The organism is Streptococcus parasanguinis ATCC 15912 (assembly GCF_000164675.2).
Taxonomy (GTDB): Bacteria; Bacillota; Bacilli; order Lactobacillales; family Streptococcaceae; genus Streptococcus; species Streptococcus parasanguinis.
The window spans coordinates 477,404-500,984 of sequence record NC_015678.1; the positions used below are offsets into that span (position 1 = coordinate 477,404).

The following is a 23,581-nucleotide window of genomic DNA, read 5'->3' on the forward strand; positions in this document are numbered from 1 at the left end:
AGCTTCATTTTTTTTATGGTTTCTTAGTTGCTTGCACCAGAAGTGGCATCAGCATCTCCGTGCCCTCCATCACCATGTCCTCCAGCATCAGAAGCACCAGAAGTTGCATCTGCACTACCGTGTCCACCAGCAGGAGCAAATGGACCGCTTCCGCCAACTAGACGTTGTCCTGTTGTTTGCAGGTACCAGTCTAACCATGGTTTGAAGTTGAAGACAATCTCATTGATACCAGCATAAGAACCATCATCATAGTACATGGCTTGGTAGTTGTGGGTATTGATCACACCTTCAGGTGATCCTGGGACAATGGTCCGAACATATTCTTGGTTTCCATTGCGAAGGGTACCAATTACCCATTCTACGTTTTTCATACGTGCCGGTGGAAGGGATCCGTGAACTGTTGACATCCGGCTACCAGATTGAGATGGTACACGTTTGGCAAACATGGTATCTGGATCTTGATGGGCATTGTTGTAATAGAGGAATTGGTTGTTATCATCGGCATAGGTCAACTCAAATGGCATGGCCTTCAAGAACATATTAATTTGGTCAACGGTTAGGATACCGTGGTCCAGTTTCACATAAGTATCGCCAGAAACGGCACCAGTGATTTCAGCTACTTTTTCTACCCAATCTGGATCGTCAGGATCGACTTCAGTAACAGTTGTAGCGATTGGATGATTACAATCCAAGTCTTCTGGTTCAATTGGTTTTGGTTTTTTCAATTTAGATACAACCTCAACGTATTTCATAAAATTATCCAAGCAGGTTTCAAGGAATTTGACGGTTCCCTCGTTGATGATATTGCCGTCTTTGTCAAAAGCTTCTTTCGCTTTTCCAAGAAGGAATTCATTTCCTGGAAGAGTATAAGCATTGACACCTGGGGCATCGAGGATCTTACGGAGGTGAACTTGCGCACGTGAAGTCCCTTGATCGTAGTAAGAAGCACCAACGATCATAACTGGTTTGTTTTCAAATGGATGCACCTCGAAAGAAAGCCATTCAAGAACAGACTTGAGGGAAGCAGAGATCGTATGGTTGTGCTCTGGAGTAGCAATGATGACACCATCTGCTCGAGTGATTTTGTTATATAAGAGACGTAATTGGAAACTTTCGTCCCATTTTTCATCTTGGTTGAACATTGGAACTTCATCGATTTCAAGAACTTCCAATTCAAATTTAATCTTAAATTGGCGGCGAATGAATTCCAAGAGTTTACGGTTATATGATTGATCGTAGTTTGATCCTACAAGTCCAACAAATTTCATTCTTTTCTGTCTCCTATCTTACAAGTTTTCCCAGTCAAATTCTTCAGCATCTTTGCGAAGCAATTCTTGGGCATTGCGCAATTTGTCTGTAATTTTCACAAACACACGGAAATCATTGAAGATGGCATCTAATTTTTGAATGACATCCAAATCCACCAAGTCTCCATTTTGATCAAAGGCTTGCAATGAATGAGAGAGCAAGAATTCATCTGGCAAGACATTCGCTTTGATTTCTGGAGCATTTAAGATTTGGCGAAGTTGGAGTTGGGCGCGTGAAGATCCCAACGTACCGTATGAAGCCCCAGTAATCATGACTGGTTTATTCAACAATGGGAAGACTCCGTATGAGAGCCAAGCGAGTGCACTCATCAAGACTGCTGGAATAGAGTGGTCGTATTCTGGAGTTCCAATAATCACCCCATCAGCTTCCTCGATTTTGGCAACAATCTCTAAGACGGATTCAGGCACTTGTTTGTCGGCTGGTTTGTTAAAGACAGGGATATCTTTAATTTCGACCAATTCGATCTCAGCCTTGTCAGCAAAATGCTTTTGCATGTATTGAAGTAGTTGACGGTTTGTAGAACGTTTGGAGTTAGTCCCCACAATCGCAATAAGTTTTATCATGAAAAATTCCTTTCTGATAGTAGAATTATAAATAAGATTGAAGCCCACTTGTATAGGCGATCTTGCCTGATTGCGAAACCAATAAGGTATCCATACCAGGAAGTGATTCAACAATGTTGAGGATGGAAGCAGGAGATTCTCCAAATAGCCTAGTAGTCCAAATCTCCCCATCTACAGATCGATCTGAAATAATAGTAATGCTGGCCAAGTCTGTCTCAACGGGATAGCCTGTCGCACTATCAAAGATATGGTGAAACGACTGGCCGTCGACTTCTAAATGACGCTCGTAGATGCCAGAGGTGACAATAGACTTATTCTTGACGGAGAGGACTAATAGGTGTTGCCCTCTTTTTTTGACTGGATTTTGAATGCCAATCCGCCAAGGCTGTTGCTTGATGGGATGTTGACCAATCGTGAGAATATTTCCACCCAGATCAATCAAGGCATCTGTAATTCCTTGATCTTTTAGAAATGCACCAATAAGATCAGCGCTATAACCTTTTGCCAAAGCCCCAAGATCAATCTTCATCCCGGAACGTTTCAGAAAAACCGTATGGTTTTCAGGGTCAAGTTGGATTTGCTGGGGATCAATCTTAGTCAGCGCTTGGTCTATTTCCTCTTGCCGAGGGCGTCTAGCATCTGAAAAACCTATCCGCCAAGTCTGAACAAGAGGACCAATGGCGATGTTTAAATGGCTGTTTTGAGCTTGACTATGCAAGGTACCTAATGCAATCAGTTCAAAAAGATCTGGATGCACCCGAACTGGCGCAATACCGGCTTGACGATTGACCTCCATGAGTTCAGAACTTGCATCATTAGCACTAAAGCGATGTTCGTAAGAGCGAAGAATCTCAAAGCATTGAGCTAAGATTTCATCCGCTAGAGTGTGAAAGATCGAAACGGTGATGGTGGTCCCCATCAGACGTTCGGATCGACTGCTTAGTTCCACTAAAAATCTATCCTTTCCAATTTTCACTTACTTACAGTATATCAGAAAGAGACCGTTTTCACAATCCTTTCAAGCAAATTATTTGACAATCCTATATGTATGTGAAATTTTGTTTTCTGTAAATTTGAAAAAAAGTTCACAAAACCTGAGCAAAATAATTGTAACCGATATCATTTTTATGATATACTCATGGGGTAAATTAAATTAAAGGTAGGATTTATTCTATGAGTAAAATCGTTGTTGTAGGGGCTAACCATGCCGGAACAGCTTGTATCAACACTATGTTAGATAATTTCGGAAATGAAAATGAAATTGTGGTTTTTGACCAAAATTCAAACATTTCATTCCTTGGATGCGGGATGGCGCTTTGGATCGGTAAACAAATCGACGGTCCTGAGGGTCTTTTCTACTCTGACAAAGAAAAATTGGAAGCAAAAGGTGCAAAAGTCTACATGAACTCTCCTGTTCTTTCAATTGACTATGACAACAAAGTGGTAACGGCGGAAGTTGATGGAAAAGAACACAAAGAATCTTACGAAAAATTAATCTTTGCGACTGGATCAACACCAATCATTCCTCCAATTAAAGGAGTTGAAATTGTTCCTGGTAACCGCGAATTCAAAGCAACTCTTGAAAATCTTCAATTCGTTAAATTGTACCAAAACGCTGAAGAAGTGATCGAAAAATTGAAAGATAACAGCAAACACTTGAACCGTATCGCCGTAGTTGGTGGTGGTTACATTGGTGTTGAACTTGCGGAAGCTTTCGAACGTCTTGGTAAAGACGTTGTCTTGGTGGATATCGTGGACACTGTCTTGAATGGCTACTATGACAAAGACTTCACAGACATCATGGCGAAAAACTTGGAAGACCACAACATCCGTTTGGCACTTGGACAAACAGTTCAAGCGGTTGAAGGAGATGGTAAGGTAGAACGCCTTGTAACCGATAAAGAAACCTTCGATGTAGATATGGTTATCTTGGCTGTTGGATTCCGTCCAAATACAGCTCTTGCTGATGGGAAGATCGAACTCTTCCGCAACGGCGCCTTCCTTGTCGATAAGAAACAAGAAACTTCACTTCCAGGTGTATACGCAGTTGGTGACTGTGCGACTATTTTCGATAACGCTCGTAACGAAATGAGCTATATCGCTCTTGCGTCTAATGCGGTTCGTTCAGGTATTGTTGGTGCCTACAATGCGACTGGTCATGAATTGGAAGGAATCGGTGTTCAAGGTTCTAACGGTATCTCTATCTATGGCCTTCACATGGTTTCAACTGGTTTGACGCTTGAAAAAGCGAAAGCTGCAGGCTTCAATGCCACTGAAACTGGCTTTAACGACCTTCAAAAACCTGAATTTATCAAACACGATAATCATGAAGTTGGTATCAAGATCGTCTATGATAAAGACTCTCGTCAAATTCTTGGAGCTCAAATGGTATCACGTGATAACGCCATCTCAATGGCTATCCACATGTTCTCACTTGCGATTCAAGAACACGTGACGATTGATAAATTGGCTTTGACGGACTTGTTCTTCTTGCCACACTTCAACAAACCTTACAACTACATCACAATGGCAGCTATAACTGCTGAATAATAGCTAAAGTTCTATTAAAAACTTTCCTTAGGTGAGTACGGACGTCAGCGAACTTCGTAGAAGTTCCATGACTAATTATTGAGCCTAAGGTCTCAATAATTCCGAGTGCCTGAAACTGTATTGTTTCAGGCACTTTTCTCACAGCGGAAAGTTTTGACTTTTCTTTATTCGTTCCATAATAAATAGAACATATTTATATTTCTTTGTAGAATTTCTTAACTTATTTTACTTGTTAAAATGGTTTATCTACATTCTAAACAAAACTAACAAGGGTGGTTTTGTTTTTTTCTGTCTTTACATGTATTCAGAGGCAGTGAAATAAGGTATAATGAATAGGATAAGAGTTTGAAGGAGTTAGGGAATGTCTGCTAAAGAAGAAGCCTTTAAAAATGAATTTCAATTTGCCTCTAGTTCGATTGTGGCCCATATTGTCAGAGGTGTTCTGGTTGGGATCGTTGTGGGCTGTATCGTCTCGAGTTTTCGTTTTTTGATCGAACATATTTTTCATTTTGTTCAAGGCGTTTACAAGGAGATGTCTGGTCAACCACTTTATTTGCTGGCGATGCTGTTGGGGTATGGGGTGATCGTACTGATTGCTGGTCGCCTTATTCGCACCAATCGGGATATCAAGGGATCGGGAATTCCGCAAGTCGAAGCAGAGCTCAAGGGCCTCTTGGCGGTGAGCTGTTGGGATACCCTGTGGAAGAAGTATATTCTAGGTGTCTTGGCCATCGGAAGTGGCTTGATGCTAGGTCGTGAAGGTCCTAGTATTCAATTAGGGGCAATGGGTGGAAAAGGAGTGGCCCATCATTTGAAGGTCAGCCCAGTTGAGGAGAGGTCTTTGATTGCAAGTGGGGCTGCAGCAGGCCTTGCCGCTGCCTTTAATGCACCTATAGCGGGGCTTTTATTTGTGGTTGAAGAGGTCTACCATCATTTTTCACGTTTCTTTTGGATTTCGACCTTGGCTGCTAGTTTGACGGCTAATTTTATTTCACTCAATGTCTTTGGTCAAACACCAGTGCTTCATATGCCACAAAATATTCCACCGCTCCATCTGTCTCAGTACTGGATTTATCTTTTTCTTGGAGTCTTTTTAGGGGCAGCAGGGTATGTCTATGAAATAGTGGTCCTCAATATCGGTCGCCTGTATCGTTTGCTAGAGAAGATTTTCCATGTTCCTTCTCATTATTCTTCCTTATTTGCCTTTGTCTTGATTCTTCCAATCGGCTATTTGCTTCCTCAAATTCTTGGTGGTGGGAATCAATTGGTCTTGGATTTAGCTCGAGTACCGTATCCAGTGCTGACCATCCTTCTCTATTTTTTGATCCGTTTCATTTGGAGTATGTTGAGCTATGGTAGTGGTTTACCGGGAGGAATCTTCCTGCCCATACTAGCATTAGGATCTCTCTTAGGAGCCATCGTTGGAACCTTCCTCCAAAACATTGGCTTTATCTCTCAAAACCAGCTGCCTCTTTTCATCATTTTAGGAATGAGTGGGTATTTTGGGGCTATTTCAAAAGCTCCATTAACAGCTATGATCTTGGTAACAGAGATGGTCGGTGATATTCGCAGTTTAATGCCCCTAGGTATGGTGACCTTGCTGGCTTATATGATCATGGATCTCTTCCATGGAGCACCAGTCTATGAAGCCATGCTCGAGCAATTGTTGCCGGATAAGGCGCAAGAAGAAGGAGAGTTGACTTTAATTGAGATCCCTGTATCAGAAAAGATTGCAGGAAAGCAAGTTCATGAACTGCACCTCCCTCAAGATATCTTGATCACCACGCAAATGCGAAGCGGTAAGAGCTATACGGTCAATGGTGCGACTCGCTTGTATCTAGGTGATAGCATCTTTGTGGTGGTTAAAGAATCCGAAATTGGACGGGTCAAGGATATTCTTTTGTAAAAGACAGATTCACATAAAAGTATTTCTATTATTAAATTTTCAGACAATTATTGAAAAATGAGAAAACATCTGGTAAAATAAGAGCAAGAACAATTGAGGAGAAGTCTTTCATGAAAAAATATAGTCTACTCTTATTGAGTGTTGCTCTTTTAGCAGGGTGTGCAAATTCTACTAGCAAACAGTCGAGTCAAAAGACGCAAACCAGCTCAACGGTGCAGTTGTCAAAGGCTGACCAGAAGACCTTGGACAATGCGACAGCTGAATACAAAGACTTTGTTGAAATGCAAATTGACCAATTGCTCAAGGATACAGAAGGTTTCCGAGATACCCTAAAAGCTGGGAATTTGGAAGAAGCTAAAAAACAATATCCCTTGATCCGCATGGCCTATGAACGCTCCGAACCGATTGCTGAAACCTTTGGGGAGTCTGATGTGAAGATTGACTACCGTTTGGTGGACTATGTGGATGAAAATAAATCAGAAGAAGGCTGGTCTGGCTTCCACCGGATTGAGCGCATCCTTTGGGAAAAGAATACCACAGATGGCACAGAAAAATATGCAGACCAACTGGTGAACGATATCAAGGAGTTGAAAGCTAAGATCGCAACCGTTGATGTGACTCCTGATGTAATGCTAACTGGGGCTGTTGATCTGCTAAATGAAGTGGCAACGCAAAAGATCACGGGTGAAGAAGAAGTCTTCTCTCATACAGATCTGTACGACTTCCGTGCCAATATTGAAGGAGCTGAAAAGATTTTCTCTCTCTTTAAACCTTTGATTGAGAAAAAAGATGCCAAGTTGGTTAAAACCTTGGAAGCAGAATTTAAGAATGTTAATGCTTTATTGGACAAACACATGACAGGTGATTCAAACTATAAGTCTTACACAGATTTATCCAAAGAAGATACCAAGGAATTGGCAGAAGCTGTGACGAAACTTGGTGAACCTTTGTCTCAAATGGGTGTAATTTTAGATGGGAAATAAGAAAAATGGCTGACGAAAAATTTTTAGATAAAAAAATGGACCGTCGTGAATTTCTTAAAAAAGCAGGTATTGGAGGGGCTGGTCTAGCGCTAGGCCTCTCTGGTGCATCTGCTTTTTTCGCTAATCAAGACAGTTCCAGCAAAAAAGCTTATGATGGGGATGAAGACATCTCCTTTTATGGCAAGCACCAAGCCGGGATTACGACGGCCATGCAGAAGGCTTGCTACTTGGTTGTATTAGATCTTCACACGACGGACAAAAAAGAAGTCATCCAGCTTTTTAAAGACTGGACCGACTATAGTAGTAAATTAGTCGAAGGAGAATTGGTCAAAAAAGATGGTTCCAATGCCCTCTTGCCACCAACAGATACAGGTGAAACAGTAGGACTGAACCCCTATCGCTTGAGCCTGACGTTTGGTGTCTCTGCCAGCTTTCTCAAGAAATTAGGTTTGGAGTCCAAACGTCCCAAGCTCTTTCGTGATTTGCCTCCATTTCCAAAGGAGCAGTTGCAGGACAAATACACTGGTGGCGATATCGTCATTCAGGCCTGTGCCGACGATGAGCAAGTAGCCTTTCATGCGGTGCGAAATCTCATCCGCAAAGGTCGCAATACCATCACCATGAAGTGGAGCAAGTCCGGTTTTGCGGCGATTGGTGACAGAAAAGAAACGCCGCGTAACCTCTTTGGCTTTAAAGATGGAACAGCAAATGTCACGACGGAGAAGGACTTTGATAAGGTCGTCTGGACTGACAGTAAGGACTGGATGAAGGGTGGTTCCTATATGGCTCTTCGCCTAGTCCAAATGCACTTGGAAACTTGGGACCGGACCAATTTGCAGGAGCAAGAAAACACCTTTGGTCGCTACAAGGAGTCCGGTGCTCCATTTGGGAAAACCAACGAATTTGATGAAGTAGATTTATCTAAACTACCAGTAGATTCACATGTCCGTTTGGCCAAAGAAGTCGATCGACCGATTTTACGGCGGTCCTATTCCTATTCGGATGGCATCAATGAACAAACTGGGCAATTTGATGCAGGCTTGATTTTTATCGCCTTTCAAAAGGATCCGAACAGCTTTGTCAAAATCCAAACCAATCTAGGTGCAGTGGATAAAATGAACGAGTACATCACCCATATTGGAAGTGGACTCTTTGCTTGCTTTGCAGGCGTTGAGAAAGGAGGCTACCTTGGTCAAGCACTCTTTGAATAAACTCTTGATCTTGTTAGGCATTCTTGCCTTGTTCTGGACTCATTCAGTGGCTGCGGAATCTTATAGCGATCTCTTTATCAAGATCACAGATGCAACAACCGCTGTAGAAAATAAGAACCAGGATAAGGCCAAGGAATTGATCGCTGAGATTCAAGCTGTTTTTGAAACCAAGGACCACCATGAGTCCACGGCAGGAAAAAAAGTTAGCCAAGCTCTAGCAATAAAAGGGAAGGTAACCAAAGAGGATCTCACCAAGATCTCATCAGCCTTGCTAGCTTTTGAAAAAGAGCAAAATCCGATCGATTTAGAAGCAGAAAAAGATAAACTTGTGAGTCGGCTCGCTCCTTACTTTAAGAATCTACAAGATGCCATTACAGCTAAGGATCTGGATAAAACCCGTCAAACCTATGCAGATCTCAATAATACCTGGACACGAAACGAAGCAGTGGTAAGAGATCATAGCACAGCTTACTATGGCAAAATCGAGACGGCCATTTCGATCTTACGTAGTAGCATTGAAACAGAGCCTACTGACTTCACCAGCATCCAGTCCTCCTATGATGACCTAAAAAATGGGATTGATGCCTTTGTAAAAGGAGAAGCGATTAGCAGTGCTAGTACGGATTTGACACTGAAAGATGGGATCAAGCTTTTGGAGAAGGCGCAAAGCCAATTCCAATCTGGCGATGATAAATCTGCTGCAGCAACTATGAAGCAGTTCATCACCATCTGGCCAACCATTGAGGGAGATGTCAGCACAACCAATCCAAGCCTCTACACGCGCGTAGAGAGTGAATCTCCGGTTATTATGGTTAAGGGGAAAGAAAAGACCTATCAAGAGAAATTACAAGCCTTGATCAGGGACCTGTCTGCGATTGATACAACAGCTTCTTACAACGCTTTTGATGCTATGTTGATTCTTCTGCGTGAAGGAGTAGAAGCGCTTCTGATCGTCATGGCCCTTGTGACGACCCTTAAGGCCGCTAAGATGAGGAAAGGCCTCAAATGGGTCTACGGTGGAGCTCTTGCTGGTGTTCTTGCCAGCGCAGCGATCGCTCTTGTTCTGCAAGTAGCTTTTCCAGCCGTTACTTCGGGGTCTAACCGGGAAATTATTGAAGGTGGCGTTGGGATTTTCGCAGTGGTCATGATGATCCTCATTGGAATTTGGCTACACAGCAAGTCCTCTGTCAAACAGTGGAATGCCTTTATGGACCGTCAGATGAAGACGGTAACGGCTACAGGAAGTTTTGTTTCTATGTTTGCCCTCAGTTTCTTAGCAGTCTTTCGTGAAGGGGCTGAGACCATTCTCTTCTATGTTGGGATCATTCCACGGATTACAACCGCTCATTTCATACTAGGAATCGGGCTTGCCATAGTTGTTCTCATCATCATTGCAGTGGCCATGACCAAGGCTAGTCAAGCTATCCAACCTCACAGAATCTTTTTCATTCTGACTTGGTTGATTTACGCCTTGGCCTTCAAGATGCTCGGTGTCAGCATTCACGCCCTGCAGTTGACCAATATCCTACCTAGCCATTTGGTCAATGGACTTCCAACCATCGATTGGGCGGGCATCTATCCAAGCTGGGAAGTTCTTCTTCCCCAACTTATCTTTGTGGCCTTGATCGCACTCGTTACGGTGAGACAACATGGCAAAGAGTAGAGCAGATGAAATGACCATTGTTGAACATTTGGTCGAATTTCGAAAACGATTGATCGCAGTGGTCTTGTGTTATATTATCGTCTTTCTGGTGGCTTTTGTATTTGGTGGAGAGCTCTACCAAGCCTTGACTGCTAGCTTTCATCAAAAACTGCTGGTACTGGGACCGAATGATATCCTCTGGATCTATGTATCGCTAGCCAATCTCACAGCCTTTAGTCTTACCTTGCCCTTTATTGTCTACCAGATTTGGCAATTTGTAAGGCCAGCTTTGAAGGAAAAGGAGGCGCGTGCAGTCTTTGCCTACATTCCAGCTAGCTTTATTTGCTTTGTACTGGGGCTTGCATTTGGTTATTTCTTTGTCAGTCCAGCTATTTTAGAGGTGCTGATGCGCTTGGGAGAAGGACTGTTTGATACCCAATTGACGGCACAAAATTATTTAACCTTCTTATGGCATACCTCCTTGCCTTTAGGGGTCTTGTTCGAGTTACCAGTTTTGGTCGCTTTTCTGACCTCGATTGGGCTCTTGACACCACAGTTTTTAATAACCTACCGACGATACGCTTACTTTGTCCTGCTGGTCTTAGCTGTCGTGCTAACCCCTGCAGACTTTATCAGTGACTTGGCCATGACACTCCCTTTGATCCTCTTATTTGAAGTCAGTGTTGCCATCAGTAAAGTCATCTATTCAAGAAAAAGGAGAAACTAATGGGAATTTTACGTGATATTGGAGCACCAGGTTTGATCATCATCATCCTGGGCGCCCTCTTGATTTTTGGACCAAAACGCCTGCCAGAGTTGGGCCAGTCCATCGGAAAAATGTTTGCTGAATTTAAGACAGCTGTCAATAAAGGCAGTGAAGAAGCCGACCAAGAATCAAAAGAAGCTAAAGAAGAAAAAGAATAATCAGACAATTTTCAAAATTCTATTGAGTTCGATTGCATAAAAAGGTATAATAAGACAAGTACTTGCAATCGACGAAGGAGGAAACCATGATTATTACGATTTTGTCACTCATTTTCTATTTTAGCTATATCGGATTCTTATGCTGGTTGGTCGTAAAAATTGTCGAAAAATTGTTCAATTTCTTGTTGAACCGTTAATAAAAAAACAATCCATTTCACCCTGTGTGAGTGGATTTTTTGTATCCACTTCAGTTAAAAAGATTCAAACAAAGAGGTGTTAACGGTCTCAGATTGAAGATAAAGTCATATAAAAACCTTTCCTTAAGTGAGTACGGACGTCAGCGAACTTCGTTGAAGTCCCATGACTAAATCAAGATACAAAAGGCGTCTGCGGATAAAGTCAAAAGAGGAATTTAGAAAGCAAGTGAAACAACACAACAAAACCATCGTTTTACTGACTGTTTTGTTTATTGCTATGTTTTCCATTTCAATGTTTTTATATCTTTCAACTCCTAGTATCTTCTTGTTACTAGTGATGGACTATATCGTTTGTTTTTCTTATCTATTTTATAAGAAAGTTAAGCTTAATAGAAATACAGTAATTACAAGATTGTAATATTTTCTGTTATAGCTTTATGTGGCATGGGAATAAATTGATATGACTTTTATTATCTATGGTATAATAAGATAAATTTGGAGTTGTAGAGGTGAGCATTTGGAAGAACATAGACCTGATTTTAGAGATATAAAATCATTTGAAGAATTTAACAGATACTACTGGTATCGAGAAGAGCTTTCACAAATTTGTAAGTACCTTGGATTAGAATACAGTTGTACAAAAAATGAATTAAATCATATTATAGAACAATATTTTAAGGGAAATAGAGTAGAAAGATTTTTGAGGAAAAGAAACAAAAATCAAGCCGAAATAATAACCCTAAATACATCATTACTTGAATGTGGGTTTTCCTTTAATCAGAAATTTCGTGATTATTTTTCAGCTGTAACAGGTGTTAATCCGTTTAAATTTAATGCTGATATGGCAACAGCTTGGCGAAAAGTAAAACGGGACAACAACATAAATTTTACAATCCAAGATATGATTAAAATATACTATGGAGAGTCAGACTACGCCAGGTATGATAATTCAGCTTGCCAATGGAATCAATTTCTAAAAGACTTTTGTGCAGATGAATTTAGCAATCATTACTCCAACAAGTTAAAAGTTGCGGCTATCCTTTGGAAAGAAGTTAGAGATTCAAAAAATAAAAAAATTTATTCACGGGGACTTCTAAAAGAATATAGCTACAAAATAGAGGAGTACTGTAAGTAAACAACTTCAAGTTTGTCGAATCAGGCTACCAGTAAGCATGTCTGGATGTTGATTTCTCCTATTTACCTGAGATTCAACAGAATCTTCATGTGATTACAAAAATCAATCTTGAGAGCTAGTTAGAAATGTATAAAGATGATTGGCTGAGGGTGACGGTTGAAGAATTGATCGAAATGATCAAACGCTCAATGGATTGTGAAGACTTACATTCAGAGATTATTTTTAAAGGAAAAGGTTTACTCCCGGATCTTTTAATCAATTTTGATAAAGAGGAGTTTTATTCAAACCATCAGGGAATGAAAAACTACGAAAGATATGTGCCGAACGGATGGAAGATTTTTTCAGGGAAATTCGATCATTTGATCCCCAAAGACGAGCAATATTGGATTGAAAAGACTAGCGCGAACCAATTAAGGAATTAATTATAAATTAAAAAGGAAGAGACAAAATACATGCAGTTTTATTTTATTGGGGGCTTAGGTGGCAATGGCTACCATTTGGCGCCACTTATTGATGAGCTAGGCTTTCCTGTGACCTTTCTAGATCCCTATAGGGAAATGATTCAGACAGAAAACGATCTTTGTGCTTGGTTTCAAGGTCAGATTGGCAAGGCGGAAGAGATCTGTTTATTGGGGCATTCCTTGGGTGGAGATTTGGCTCGTTATCTGGCTGCCGAGTTTCCTCAGATTCGAGCTCTGATTCTCCTGGATGGGGGTTATCTGGACATGGAAAAGATCCTGCCTCTTGAAGAAGAACTAGAAGGAGCGGCGTCTTTCATGAATCAGCAAGTCTTTGCAACTTTAGAAGAAGCTGTGTTATCCGAACTTGGTGATGGAGCAGGACCTACGCCTATAGCGCGAAAAGCGGTAGAGGCTAGCTATCGTTGGAATCCAGCGAGTGAACAATATGAATTAAATCTGGATCTCGAAAAGGTCATGGCTTTATTGCGTCTACGGCGTCAGATCAAGACTTACCAGATTCCACTGGCAGACCTGCCTGTCCTCTTTATCGGGCCTCGATACCAAGAAGAACCTGAATGGAGAAAAGATGCTCTGAAGCAACTAGATCCCCAGATCAAGCAAGTCTTGCTAGAAGGTTTGGGGCACGAACTGTATACAGAGGCGCCAGAAATTGTAGCTAGAGAAGTGAACAATTGGCTCCAAAATGTTCATAAATAAAACCTGTTTTCTTTTTTGAAACAGGTTTTTATCTTGTGATTTCCGAACGTTATTTCCTATAAAATCATTCCCATTGCATTAGGTCCGTATCTTTGGTATAATCTATCAAGGAAACGTCAAGAGACGTAGCGATGCGCTTGCGCATAGGTAGGTCAGTTTTTAGAAAAGAGATTTTTCAATCTATGTTAAATGAATTTCCTATTTTCGACTATGAAGATATTCAGTTGATTCCCAACAAATGTATCATCAATAGCCGGTCAGAAGCAGATACAACCGTCCAATTTGGAAAGCATACCTTCAAGCTTCCAGTCGTTCCTGCCAATATGCAGACAATCTTGGATGAGAATGTAGCAGAGCAGTTGGCGCGTGGTGGTTATTTCTACATCATGCACCGTTTTGATGAAGCGGGTCGGATTCCTTTTGTCAAACGTATGCATGAGCAAGGTTTGATCGCTTCCATTTCGGTCGGTGTTAAGGAATACGAATACGACTTTGTGAGTCAATTAAAGGCAGATGCGCCTGAGTACATCACTATTGATATCGCACACGGTCACGCGGATAGTGTCATTCGAATGATTCAACACATCAAGAAAGAATTGCCAGATACATTTGTTATTGCTGGAAATGTTGGAACACCTGAAGCTGTTCGTGAATTAGAAAATGCGGGAGCTGATGCGACTAAGGTCGGAATCGGCCCTGGTAAGGTTTGTATCACCAAAGTTAAGACTGGATTTGGTACAGGTGGTTGGCAATTGGCTGCTCTTCGCTGGTGTTCAAAAGCAGCGCGTAAGCCAATCATTGCGGACGGTGGTATTCGGACCCATGGTGATATTGCCAAATCGATTCGTTTCGGGGCGTCTATGGTCATGATCGGTTCTCTCTTTGCAGGACATATCGAAAGTCCTGGTAAAACAGTAGAGATTGATGGAGATTCTTTCAAAGAGTACTATGGATCTGCTTCAGAGTACCAAAAAGGCGCTTATAAGAACGTCGAAGGTAAGAAGATTTTATTGCCTGCCAAGGGGCATTTGCAAGACACCTTAACGGAAATGGAACAAGATTTGCAAAGTTCGATCTCTTATGCAGGAGGCCGAAAATTAGCAGATTTGAAACATGTTGACTATGTGATCGTTAAGAATTCTATCTGGAATGGCGATGCACACTAATTGAATTACTTATTTATTTCACGAATGGGCGTGATGTTTCTACAAGGTGCCGGAACACCTAACAATAAGTAAGTCGGGATTATTTCTCTTTCTAGAGAGATTTCAAGGCTTGCTTAGCAGGCCTTTTTGTGTTTTGTGAATGAAGTAGAGGATTTTTTAAAAAAGTAGGAGGAAGTATGAAATTACTTGAAGAGCGCATCTTAAAAGATGGCAATGTTTTAGGTGAGAATATCCTCAAGGTGGACTCCTTTTTGACCCACCAAGTGGATTTTAAATTGATGAAAGAAATCGGTCAGAATTTTGCGGACCGGTTCAAAGATGCTGGTGTGACAAAAGTCGTGACCATTGAAGCATCTGGGATTGCACCAGCCCTTTATGTAGCTGAAGCCTTGGATGTTCCCATGATCTTTGCTAAGAAGGCGAAAAACATCACGATGAATGAGGGCATCTTGACGGCTGAGGTTTATTCCTTTACCAAGCAAGTCACCAGCACCGTTTCGATTGCGAGTAAATTCTTGGATCCATCAGATAAGGTTTTGATCATTGACGATTTCCTCGCCAATGGCCAAGCAGCCAAAGGCTTGATTCAAATCATCGAACAAGCTGGTGCTCAAGTAGAAGCTATTGGGATCGTGATTGAAAAATCCTTCCAAGATGGACGGGGATTGTTAGAAGAGTTGGGATATCCAGTTGTATCCCTCGCACGTTTGGACCGTTTTGAAAATGGTCAGGTTGTATTTAAGGAGGCAGACATCTAATGCAAAAACAAGAAAGCCATTCACAGGCGGCCATTCTAGGCTTGCAACACCTTTTGGCCATGTATTCGGGATCTATTTTGGTGCCGATTATGATCGCAGGAGCTTTGGGCTATAACGCTCATCAACTAACCTATCTCATCTCTACAGATATCTTCATGTGTGGGGTCGCAACTTTCCTTCAAGTGCAGCTCAATAAATACTTTGGGATCGGTCTTCCGGTAGTCCTTGGGGTTGCCTTCCAGTCTGTGGCTCCTCTCAGCATGATCGGGGCTAGCCATGGTAGTGGTGCCATGTTTGGTGCCTTGATTGTCTCAGGGATTTATGTCATCCTTGTCTCTGGTTTCTTCTCTAAGATTGCCAATCTCTTCCCATCAATTGTAACGGGATCCGTTATTACAACCATTGGTTTGACTTTGATTCCAGTAGCGATTGGAAATATGGGAAATAATGCGCCAAAACCAACCGTTCAAAGCTTGATTTTGGCTGTGGTGACTATTCTCATTATTCTGGTTGTTAATATCTATACGACTGGTTTTATTAAATCCATTTCAATTTTGATTGGTTTGATCGCAGGGACTGCCATTGCGGCTTCTATGGGCTTGGTAGACTTCACACCTGTGGCTCAAGCACCAGTCGTTCACGTTCCAACGCCTTTCTTCTTTGGAGCTCCTAAGTTTGAAATCACCTCAATCGTCATGATGTGTATCATCGCGACAGTTTCTATGGTTGAATCAACAGGTGTTTATCTTGCACTTTCTGATATTACTAAAGATCCAATTAATAGCACGCGCCTTCGCAATGGTTACCGCGCTGAAGGGTTGGCTGTTCTCCTCGGTGGTATCTTCAACACATTCCCTTACACCGGATTCTCACAAAACGTTGGCTTGGTGAAATTGTCTGGTATCAAGACTCGTCTTCCAATCTACTATGCGGCTGGCTTCCTTGTTCTTCTTGGTCTCCTTCCTAAGTTTGGAGCTTTAGCACAAATCATTCCAAGTCCAGTTCTTGGGGGAGCGATGCTAGTTATGTTTGGTTTTGTATCGATTCAAGGGATGCAGATTCTTGCGCGTGTTGATTTTGAACACAATGAGCACAATTTCTTGATCGCTGCTGTATCGATTGCTGCAGGGGTTGGTTTGAACAACAGCAGCCTCTTCAATGGCCTTCCAACAGGATTCCAAATGTTCTTTGCTAACGGAATTGTCGTTGCCAGTGTCTTGGCGATCGTTCTCAATGCTATTTTAAACCGCAACAAAAACTAATCTCACATGAACCGGAGGTCCTTGGATCTTCGGTTTTTTTGACTTTTAAGGAAACATATAGTAGAGTGGAAGAGGAGAAAATCTTATTTGATGAGAAGAGAGTTAGAATTATGTATTTAACCTATCACTTTAAAGAGCGCTTGCGCTTGTTTTTGAGTCTATTTTTGCCGATTTTGATCTACCAATTGGCCAATTATTCAGCCAGCTTTGTCGATACAGCCATGACCGGTCAGTACCGGACCCTTGATTTGGCTGGTGTTTCTACAGCTACCAGTCTGTGGAATCCATTTTTTACTTTCCTGACAGGGATTGTCTCTGCACTGACGCCGATTGTTGGGCATCATTTAGGCAAGGGAAATAAAGAACGGATTGCTGGCGATTTTTACCAATTCCTCTATATGTCATTTGGTATGGCTATTCTCTTAATAGGCTTTGTTTGGGGCATTGCACCCATGATTCTCAAGCAGATCGGTTTAGAAAATGTTGTTGCCCAAATAGCCATTCGCTATTTATATTTTCTTTCTCTGGGAATCTTACCCTTGTTGCTCTTTAGTATCGTGCGGACCTTCCTTGATACCTTGGGAATGACGCGTCTATCCATGTACTTGATGCTCTTACTTTTGCCTCTCAATGCTTGTTTTAACTATATCCTGATCTATGGAGCATTTGGTTTTCCTGAGATGGGAGGAGCAGGAGCAGGTCTTGGAACCTCTCTGGCCTACTGGGTCTTGCTGGTTATTGCGGTTTTGATTTTGTGCAATCATCCCAAGGTAGCACCTTTCCAATTGTGGAAGCCGCAACCTTATGATTTTAAAGGGATGAAAGAAGTATTGCGGCTTGGGCTTCCAATCGGTGGAATTGTTTTTGCAGAAGTCATCATCTTCTCGCTGGTTGGTCTGTTAATGGCAAAATTCCCATCACTAACCATTGCTAGCCACCAATCGGCCATGAATTTTTCTACCCTGATGTATGCTTTCCCGGTTAGTATCTCAAGCACCATGGCTATTATCGTATCTTACGAACTGGGAGCAGGAAGACCAGAAGTGGTCAAACAATATTGCCGTTTGGGACGGCTGACAGCCTTTGGTTTTGCCATTGTCACTCTCGTCTTTCTCTATACATTCCGCTTCCAACTGGCAGGGCTATATGGCAAGGATCCAGTCTTTGTGCAACAAACAGCTATTTTCATGACCTATAGCCTCTTTTTCCAAGTAGCCGATACTTTTGCAGCACCCCTACAAGGGATTTTGCGGGGCTATAAGGATACAACGGTTCCTTTCTTATTAGGAGTCTTTAGTTACTGGTGTATCTCTATCCCACTAGGGATTTTACTTGACCATGTGACCAACTTGGGTCCCTATGCTTATTGGATCGGCCTCATTTCTAGCCTTGTCGTGAGTGGTATTTGCTACCAACTGCGGCTCTGGCAGATTGAAAAAAAGCAAACAAACTAAAATAAAGTCTGGGAAACCAGGCTTTTTGTGTACCGTGAATATTATAAATTTTCTGAAAGTTCTTGACAATTGATGTCAAAGTGGTAAGATTAGGAGGTAGAAATGAAGAACTAGAAGGAGAACAAGATGAGAAGTGATATGATCAAAATGGGGATCGACCGAGCACCAGCGCGTGGTCTCCTCTATGCAACAGGGCAAGTAAAATCAGCAAAGGATATGCAAAAGCCCTTTATTGCCATTTGTAACTCCTATATTGATATCGTTCCAGGACATGTTCACCTACGTGAATTAGCGGATGTTGCTAAGGAGGCTATCCGCGAGGCTGGTGGGATTCCTTTTGAATTTAATACCATTGGTGTCGATGACGGGATTGCGATGGGCCATATCGGGATGCGTTATAGTTTGCCATCTCGTGAGTTGATCGCAGATGCTGCTGAAACAGTCATCAATGCCCACTGGTTTGACGGTGTTTTCTATATTCCTAACTGTGATAAGATTACACCAGGAATGATTTTAGCTGCCATGCGGACCAATGTGCCTGCCGTATTTTGTTCTGGTGGACCCATGAAGGGCGGCGTTGACATGACTGGTCATCAAGCTACTCTCTCAAGTTTATTTGAAGCTGTAGGTACTTATCAAGCTGGTGATATGGGCATGGATGAGCTGGATTTCTTGGAAAAAAATGCCTGTCCAACTTGTGGTTCTTGCTCAGGTATGTTTACTGCCAATTCCATGAACTGTTTGATGGAAGTATTAGGTCTTGCTCTTCCTGGAAATGGTACCATCCTAGCTGTTTCAGATGAAAGACGGGAATTGGTTCGCCAAGCGGCCAAACAATTGGTAGAGAATATTAAAAAGGATATCCGTCCACGGGATATCGTGACCAAAGAAGCCATTGATGATGCATTTGCGCTCGATATGGCCATGGGTGGTTCTACAAATACTGTGCTTCATACGCTCGCAATTGCGCGTGAGGCTGGTATTGACTATGACCTTAAGGACATTAACGAAATTGCCAAGAAGACACCTTATCTCTCTAAAATTGCCCCTTCAAGTGTTTACACCATGCATGATGTGCATGAAGCTGGTGGTGTTCCAGCTATTATCAATCAGTTGATTAAAAAAGGAGCCATTAAGGGTGATCGTATCACAGTTACTGGTAAAACCTTGAAAGAAAATGTAGCTGGTGCTGAAATCAAAAATGAAGAAATTATCCATCCAATCGAACATCCTATTTCACCTGTAGGTGGTTTGTCGATCCTTTACGGAAATATCGCTCAAGATGGAGCTGTAATCAAGGTTGGTGGTGTAGATCCATCTGTGACCACTTTCCGCGGAAAGGCCATCTGTTGCGATTCACAAGATCAAGCCCTTGAGTTGATTGACAATGGAACAGTCAAGAAGGGACATGTCGTTGTCATTCGTTACGAGGGTCCTCAGGGTGGACCTGGTATGCCAGAGATGCTAGCACCAACTTCTAAGATTGTCGGACGTGGTCTTGGTAAGGATGTGGCTCTGATTACGGATGGTCGTTTCTCAGGAGCTACTCGTGGGATTGCTATTGGTCACGTTTCTCCAGAAGCAGCAGAAGGTGGAAATATCGCCCTAATCGAAGATGGGGACGAAATCGTGATCGATCTTCCAAATCGTACCCTTGATCTACTTGTCGATGATGCAACCCTTGCAGAACGTCGCAAACATTTGAAACCTTTCAAATCAAAAATTTCCAGCGGTTGGTTGCGTCGCTATACAGCCTTTGCCAAATCAGCCAATGTCGGCGGAACCTTGATGAGTGACGAAGAATTCGAAGAACGGAAAGCAGAACGTCAAGCCCAAGAAAAATAAAAAAAGCCTTTCCTGCTATGTGATATCACAAGCAAGAAAGGCTTTTTTAGTGGAACCATTATTTGGTGCGCATTTCACCTTGAGGGAAGTAGGTTCCTTCAGGCATATCATTAATGATGACGTGAACAGCTGACTGAGGAGCACCAGTATTGCGGACAACAGCTTCGGTTACTTCCTTGGCCAAGGCTTTCTTTTGTTCCAAGGTGCGTCCTTCAAATAGGTCAATTCGTACAAATGGCATATGGCCACCTCCTAAATTTTTTATAGGACTATTTTATCACATTTTGGGATACAAAGCTTAGCAAAATTATGGTAAAATGATAATGAAACACATTTTAGAGAGAACAAAAGGAAAATGGCACAATTATATTATAAATATGGGACCATGAACTCGGGGAAAACCATTGAGATTTTGAAGGTGGCCCATAATTATGAAGAGCAAGGCAAGAGCGTCGTCATCATGACTTCGGCAATCGATACACGAGATGGAGTAGGAGTGGTTTCTAGTCGGATCGGTATGAAACGGGAAGCCGTTGCAATTGAAGACGATACGGATATCTTTGGCTTTATTAAAAACCAAGCAATCAAACCTTACTGTGTCTTAATCGATGAAGCTCAGTTTTTGAAACGCCACCATGTCTATGACTTGGCAAGAGTCGTGGATGAACTGGATGTGCCGGTTATGGCTTTTGGCCTCAAAAATGATTTCCGAAATGAACTCTTTGAAGGTTCCAAACACCTCCTCTTGTTAGCCGACAAGATCGAGGAGATCAAAACCATCTGCCAATACTGTTCCCGCAAGGCAACCATGGTCTTGCGTACCCAAGCAGGTAAACCTGTCTATGATGGAGAGCAGATCCAGATCGGTGGACACGAGACCTATATCTCCGTTTGCCGCAAGCATTATTTTAATCCAGATATTAACCAAGAAAAGAAATCTTAAGGAGCAAACATGAATATCTATGATCAACTACAAGCTGTAGAAGACCGTTATGAAGAGTTAGGAGAATTATTGAGTGACCCCGATGTGGTCTCTGATACCAAACGATTTATGGAGCTTTCAAAAGAAGAAGCTTCCACTCGTGATACGGTGACAGCCTACCGTGAGTACAAGCAAGTCCTTCAAAACATCGTTGACGCTGAGGAAATGATTAAGGAAGCAGGCGACGATGCGGACTTGGAAGAAATGGCCAAGCAAGAGCTAAAAGATGCTAAGGCTGAAAAGGAAGAGTACGAAGAAAAACTGAAGATCTTACTTCTTCCAAAAGATCCAAACGATGACAAGAACATTATCTTGGAAATCCGTGGAGCAGCTGGAGGAGACGAAGCCCAATTGTTTGCTGGTGACCTCTTGCAGATGTACCAAAAATACGCGGAAAGCCAAGGCTGGCGTTTTGAAGTCATGGAAGCTTCCTACAATGGCGTTGGTGGGATCAAAGAAGTCGTAGCCATGGTCTCTGGTCAATCGGTTTACTCGAAACTCAAGTATGAATCTGGTGCCCACCGGGTGCAACGTGTTCCTGTGACAGAAAGCCAAGGTCGTGTCCATACCTCTACAGCAACAGTTCTGGTCATGCCAGAAATCGAAGAAGTCGAGTATGACATTGATCCAAAAGACCTTCGGATTGATATCTACCACGCATCTGGTGCAGGTGGACAAAACGTCAACAAGGTCGCAACAGCCGTTCGTATCGTCCACTTGCCAACTAATATCAAGGTAGAGATGCAGGAAGAACGGACCCAACAAAAGAACCGTGAAAAAGCCATGAAGATCATCCGTGCGCGTGTGGCTGACCACTTTGCTCAGATTGCCCAAGACGAGCAAGACGCTGAGCGGAAGTCTACTATTGGGACTGGTGACCGTTCAGAGCGGATCCGGACTTACAACTTCCCTCAAAACCGTGTGACTGATCACCGGATTGGCTTGACCCTTCAAAAATTGGACACCATCTTATCTGGTAAATTAGATGAAGTGGTCGATGCTTTGGTCTTGTATGATCAAACTCAAAAATTAGAAGAGTTGAATAAATAATGTTGTTGGGACCATTATTAGCCCAGTATGAAGAAGAATTAATAGCCGTTGGAGAGGAAGCAGAAAGCCTCTCCTTCGCGTATCGAGCTTTAAAAAACTGGACCTTTACAGACTTTGTCCTGGCCTTGCAAAAAGAAGTGGAAGTAGAGGATCAGGCCTTGCTTGATTCCATTTTTGAACAGTTGAAACATCACGTCCCTGCCCAGTATATTATTGGTAGTGCAGAATTCTGTGGCCATGTTTTTACAGTGGATGAACGCGTGCTGATTCCACGACCTGAAACGGAAGAATTGGTCACTCTTATTCTTGAAGAAAACGATGAGAAAGCCTTACGAGTTCTGGATATTGGTACAGGAAGTGGTGCTATCGCTATTAGCTTAGCCCTTGCTAAACCTACCTGGCAGGTTCAAGCTAGCGATGTCTCAGAAGAGGCTTTAGCCCTGGCTCAAAAAAATGCCAAGCAGTTAGAAGCTTTCCTTGAATTTAAGTCGTCAGATGTTTTGGAGCAGCTAGCAGGTCCCTATGACCTGATTGTGTCCAACCCTCCTTATATCTCTCGGGATGATGTAGAAGAAGTCGGAGCCAATGTATTAGCCTCTGAACCCCACTTAGCTCTCTTTGCAGACCGTGATGGATATGCCATCTACGAAAAGATTGCCCAGCAAGCACCAAGTGTTTTAACACCAGACGGAAAGATCTATCTAGAAATTGGCTATAAGCAAGGAGCCAAAGTAAAAGAGCTCTTTCGAGAAGCGTTTCCTGACAAACGAGTTCGAGTTCTGAAAGACCAATTTGGACAAGATAGAATGGTAGTAGTAGACAATGGATAACATTGAGAAAGAATTAGAAGCAGGCCGTGCGGTTATTCTGCCAACTGAAACAGTCTATGGTATTTTCGCTAAAGCTTTGGACCAAGAGGCAGTTGATTATATTTACGAATTAAAACGTAGACCTAGAGACAAGGCTCTAAATTTAAATGTAGCCGATGAAAAAACGATTCGAATTTATTCGAAAAATCAACCTAGCTATTTAACAAAACTGATTCATTCATTTTTGCCAGGGCCTCTGACTATTATTCTTCAGGCGAATGACAAGGTACCAGACTGGATTCATTCAGGCTTGGATACAGTTGGTTTCCGTATACCGGCTCATCCAAAAACGTTGGAATTAATTCGTAAATATGGTCCTTTAGTTGGTCCTTCGGCCAATCTTTCAGGTCATGCAAGTGGAACAAAATATGAGGCTATTGTAAGCGAGTTTGATCAAGTGGTTCCTGGTATAGAGGATGATGACTTTCTGACAGGCCAAGATTCAACTATTTTAGATATCTCTGGTTCCAAAGCCAGGATTTTGCGACAAGGTTCGATTACCAAAACTGACTTGCTTGCACAAGTGCCAGAGCTTTCTTTTGAGGAAGATGAACTTCCTCAGTGATAATGTACATAA

Annotated in this window: 23 protein-coding genes and 1 riboswitch; of the genes, 19 read left to right on the plus strand and 4 right to left on the minus strand. The window is 42.2% G+C overall.

The features are described 5' to 3' along the window. Positions 1-23: 23 nt before the first annotated feature. Genes HMPREF0833_RS02385 through HMPREF0833_RS02395 form a run of 3 tightly spaced genes read right to left on the minus strand, consistent with a single transcriptional unit; the run spans position 24 to position 2,841 of the window. Positions 24-1,268 carry an NAD(P)H-dependent oxidoreductase gene (locus HMPREF0833_RS02385; protein WP_013903539.1) on the minus strand — a complete coding sequence of 415 codons (1,245 nt, stop codon included), beginning with the start codon at positions 1,266-1,268 and terminating at the stop codon, positions 24-26. Positions 1,269-1,286: 18 nt separating this feature from the next. Then, positions 1,287-1,892: an NADPH-dependent FMN reductase gene (locus HMPREF0833_RS02390; RefSeq protein WP_003017195.1), complete on the minus strand. Its 606-nt coding sequence runs from the start codon at positions 1,890-1,892 to the stop codon at positions 1,287-1,289. A 25-nt stretch (positions 1,893-1,917) separates the two neighbouring features. Then, positions 1,918-2,841: an FAD:protein FMN transferase gene (locus HMPREF0833_RS02395; protein WP_041818190.1), complete on the minus strand. Its 924-nt coding sequence runs from the start codon at positions 2,839-2,841 to the stop codon at positions 1,918-1,920. A 224-nt stretch (positions 2,842-3,065) separates the two neighbouring features. Here HMPREF0833_RS02395 and nox point away from each other — a divergent pair, with 224 nt between their 5' ends. The 15 genes from nox (at position 3,066) to ilvD (ending at position 20,103) form a co-directional block, all read left to right on the plus strand. Further along, positions 3,066-4,442 carry a H2O-forming NADH oxidase gene (gene nox, locus HMPREF0833_RS02400; protein ID WP_013903542.1) on the plus strand — a complete coding sequence of 459 codons (1,377 nt, stop codon included), beginning with the start codon at positions 3,066-3,068 and terminating at the stop codon, positions 4,440-4,442. Positions 4,443-4,803: 361 nt separating this feature from the next. After that, the gene (locus HMPREF0833_RS02405) at positions 4,804-6,348 is read left to right on the plus strand and encodes a ClC family H(+)/Cl(-) exchange transporter (RefSeq protein WP_013903543.1); all 1,545 of its coding nucleotides are present in this window, start codon (positions 4,804-4,806) and stop codon (positions 6,346-6,348) included. A gap of 110 nt (positions 6,349-6,458) precedes the next feature. Further along, the gene (efeO, locus tag HMPREF0833_RS02410; protein ID WP_041818192.1) at positions 6,459-7,331 is read left to right on the plus strand and encodes an iron uptake system protein EfeO; all 873 of its coding nucleotides are present in this window, start codon (positions 6,459-6,461) and stop codon (positions 7,329-7,331) included. A gap of 5 nt (positions 7,332-7,336) precedes the next feature. After that, entirely contained in the window at positions 7,337-8,542 is a 1,206-nt protein-coding gene (gene efeB / locus HMPREF0833_RS02415; protein WP_013903545.1) for an iron uptake transporter deferrochelatase/peroxidase subunit, read from the plus strand. Then, complete coding sequence (locus HMPREF0833_RS02420) at positions 8,520-10,205, plus strand: FTR1 family iron permease (protein ID WP_013903546.1); 1,686 nt, start codon at positions 8,520-8,522, stop codon at positions 10,203-10,205. Before efeB ends, HMPREF0833_RS02420 begins: the two co-directional genes overlap by 23 nt. Next, entirely contained in the window at positions 10,192-10,911 is a 720-nt protein-coding gene (tatC, locus tag HMPREF0833_RS02425) for a twin-arginine translocase subunit TatC (protein ID WP_013903547.1), read from the plus strand. The genes HMPREF0833_RS02420 and tatC overlap by 14 nt, the downstream gene beginning before the upstream one ends. Beyond that, a complete protein-coding gene (locus tag HMPREF0833_RS02430) occupies positions 10,911-11,108 on the plus strand; it encodes a Sec-independent protein translocase subunit TatA/TatB (protein ID WP_003016601.1) in 198 nt (65 codons plus the stop codon). Before tatC ends, HMPREF0833_RS02430 begins: the two co-directional genes overlap by 1 nt. Before the next feature lie 714 nt (positions 11,109-11,822). Continuing rightward, complete coding sequence (locus HMPREF0833_RS02435) at positions 11,823-12,440, plus strand: SAP domain-containing protein (RefSeq protein ID WP_013903549.1); 618 nt, start codon at positions 11,823-11,825, stop codon at positions 12,438-12,440. A gap of 125 nt (positions 12,441-12,565) precedes the next feature. Continuing rightward, a complete protein-coding gene (locus HMPREF0833_RS02440; protein ID WP_013903550.1) occupies positions 12,566-12,862 on the plus strand; it encodes a hypothetical protein in 297 nt (98 codons plus the stop codon). A gap of 30 nt (positions 12,863-12,892) precedes the next feature. Next, positions 12,893-13,618, plus strand: a complete 726-nt coding sequence (locus HMPREF0833_RS02445; RefSeq protein WP_013903551.1) for an alpha/beta fold hydrolase — start codon at positions 12,893-12,895, stop codon at positions 13,616-13,618. Between the two features lie 182 nt (positions 13,619-13,800). Then, positions 13,801-14,784, plus strand: coding sequence for a GMP reductase (gene guaC, locus HMPREF0833_RS02450; RefSeq protein ID WP_041818194.1), 984 nt, complete (start codon positions 13,801-13,803; stop codon positions 14,782-14,784). Next, a riboswitch (purine riboswitch) is annotated at positions 14,774-14,869 on the plus strand. Its footprint overlaps the gene before it by 11 nt. Positions 14,870-14,960: 91 nt before the next feature. Then, positions 14,961-15,542 carry a xanthine phosphoribosyltransferase gene (locus HMPREF0833_RS02455; protein ID WP_003016678.1) on the plus strand — a complete coding sequence of 194 codons (582 nt, stop codon included), beginning with the start codon at positions 14,961-14,963 and terminating at the stop codon, positions 15,540-15,542. Further along, entirely contained in the window at positions 15,542-16,804 is a 1,263-nt protein-coding gene (locus HMPREF0833_RS02460) for a nucleobase:cation symporter-2 family protein (protein ID WP_013903553.1), read from the plus strand. Before HMPREF0833_RS02455 ends, HMPREF0833_RS02460 begins: the two co-directional genes overlap by 1 nt. A 110-nt stretch (positions 16,805-16,914) precedes the next feature. After that, positions 16,915-18,258, plus strand: a complete 1,344-nt coding sequence (locus HMPREF0833_RS02465; protein ID WP_041818196.1) for an MATE family efflux transporter — start codon at positions 16,915-16,917, stop codon at positions 18,256-18,258. A gap of 126 nt (positions 18,259-18,384) precedes the next feature. Then, on the plus strand, positions 18,385-20,103 hold the full coding sequence (ilvD, locus tag HMPREF0833_RS02470; RefSeq protein ID WP_013903555.1) for a dihydroxy-acid dehydratase: 1,719 nt from the start codon (positions 18,385-18,387) through the stop codon (positions 20,101-20,103). 58 nt (positions 20,104-20,161) lie between these two features. Here the strand turns inward: ilvD and HMPREF0833_RS02475 are convergent, their stop codons facing one another. Further along, complete coding sequence (locus HMPREF0833_RS02475) at positions 20,162-20,344, minus strand: 4-oxalocrotonate tautomerase (protein WP_001117401.1); 183 nt, start codon at positions 20,342-20,344, stop codon at positions 20,162-20,164. A 114-nt stretch (positions 20,345-20,458) separates the two neighbouring features. On the opposite strand from HMPREF0833_RS02475, the gene HMPREF0833_RS02480 reads away from it, so the two are divergent. The 4 genes from HMPREF0833_RS02480 to HMPREF0833_RS02495 are packed head-to-tail and all read left to right on the plus strand — an operon-like array spanning position 20,459 to position 23,569. Further along, positions 20,459-21,046 carry a thymidine kinase gene (locus tag HMPREF0833_RS02480; protein WP_013903556.1) on the plus strand — a complete coding sequence of 196 codons (588 nt, stop codon included), beginning with the start codon at positions 20,459-20,461 and terminating at the stop codon, positions 21,044-21,046. 9 nt (positions 21,047-21,055) lie between these two features. Next, complete coding sequence (prfA, locus tag HMPREF0833_RS02485) at positions 21,056-22,135, plus strand: peptide chain release factor 1 (protein WP_013903557.1); 1,080 nt, start codon at positions 21,056-21,058, stop codon at positions 22,133-22,135. After that, positions 22,135-22,965: a peptide chain release factor N(5)-glutamine methyltransferase gene (prmC, locus tag HMPREF0833_RS02490; RefSeq protein WP_013903558.1), complete on the plus strand. Its 831-nt coding sequence runs from the start codon at positions 22,135-22,137 to the stop codon at positions 22,963-22,965. The genes prfA and prmC overlap by 1 nt, the downstream gene beginning before the upstream one ends. Beyond that, positions 22,958-23,569, plus strand: coding sequence for an L-threonylcarbamoyladenylate synthase (locus HMPREF0833_RS02495; RefSeq protein ID WP_013903559.1), 612 nt, complete (start codon positions 22,958-22,960; stop codon positions 23,567-23,569). Before prmC ends, HMPREF0833_RS02495 begins: the two co-directional genes overlap by 8 nt. Positions 23,570-23,581: the final 12 nt, after the last annotated feature.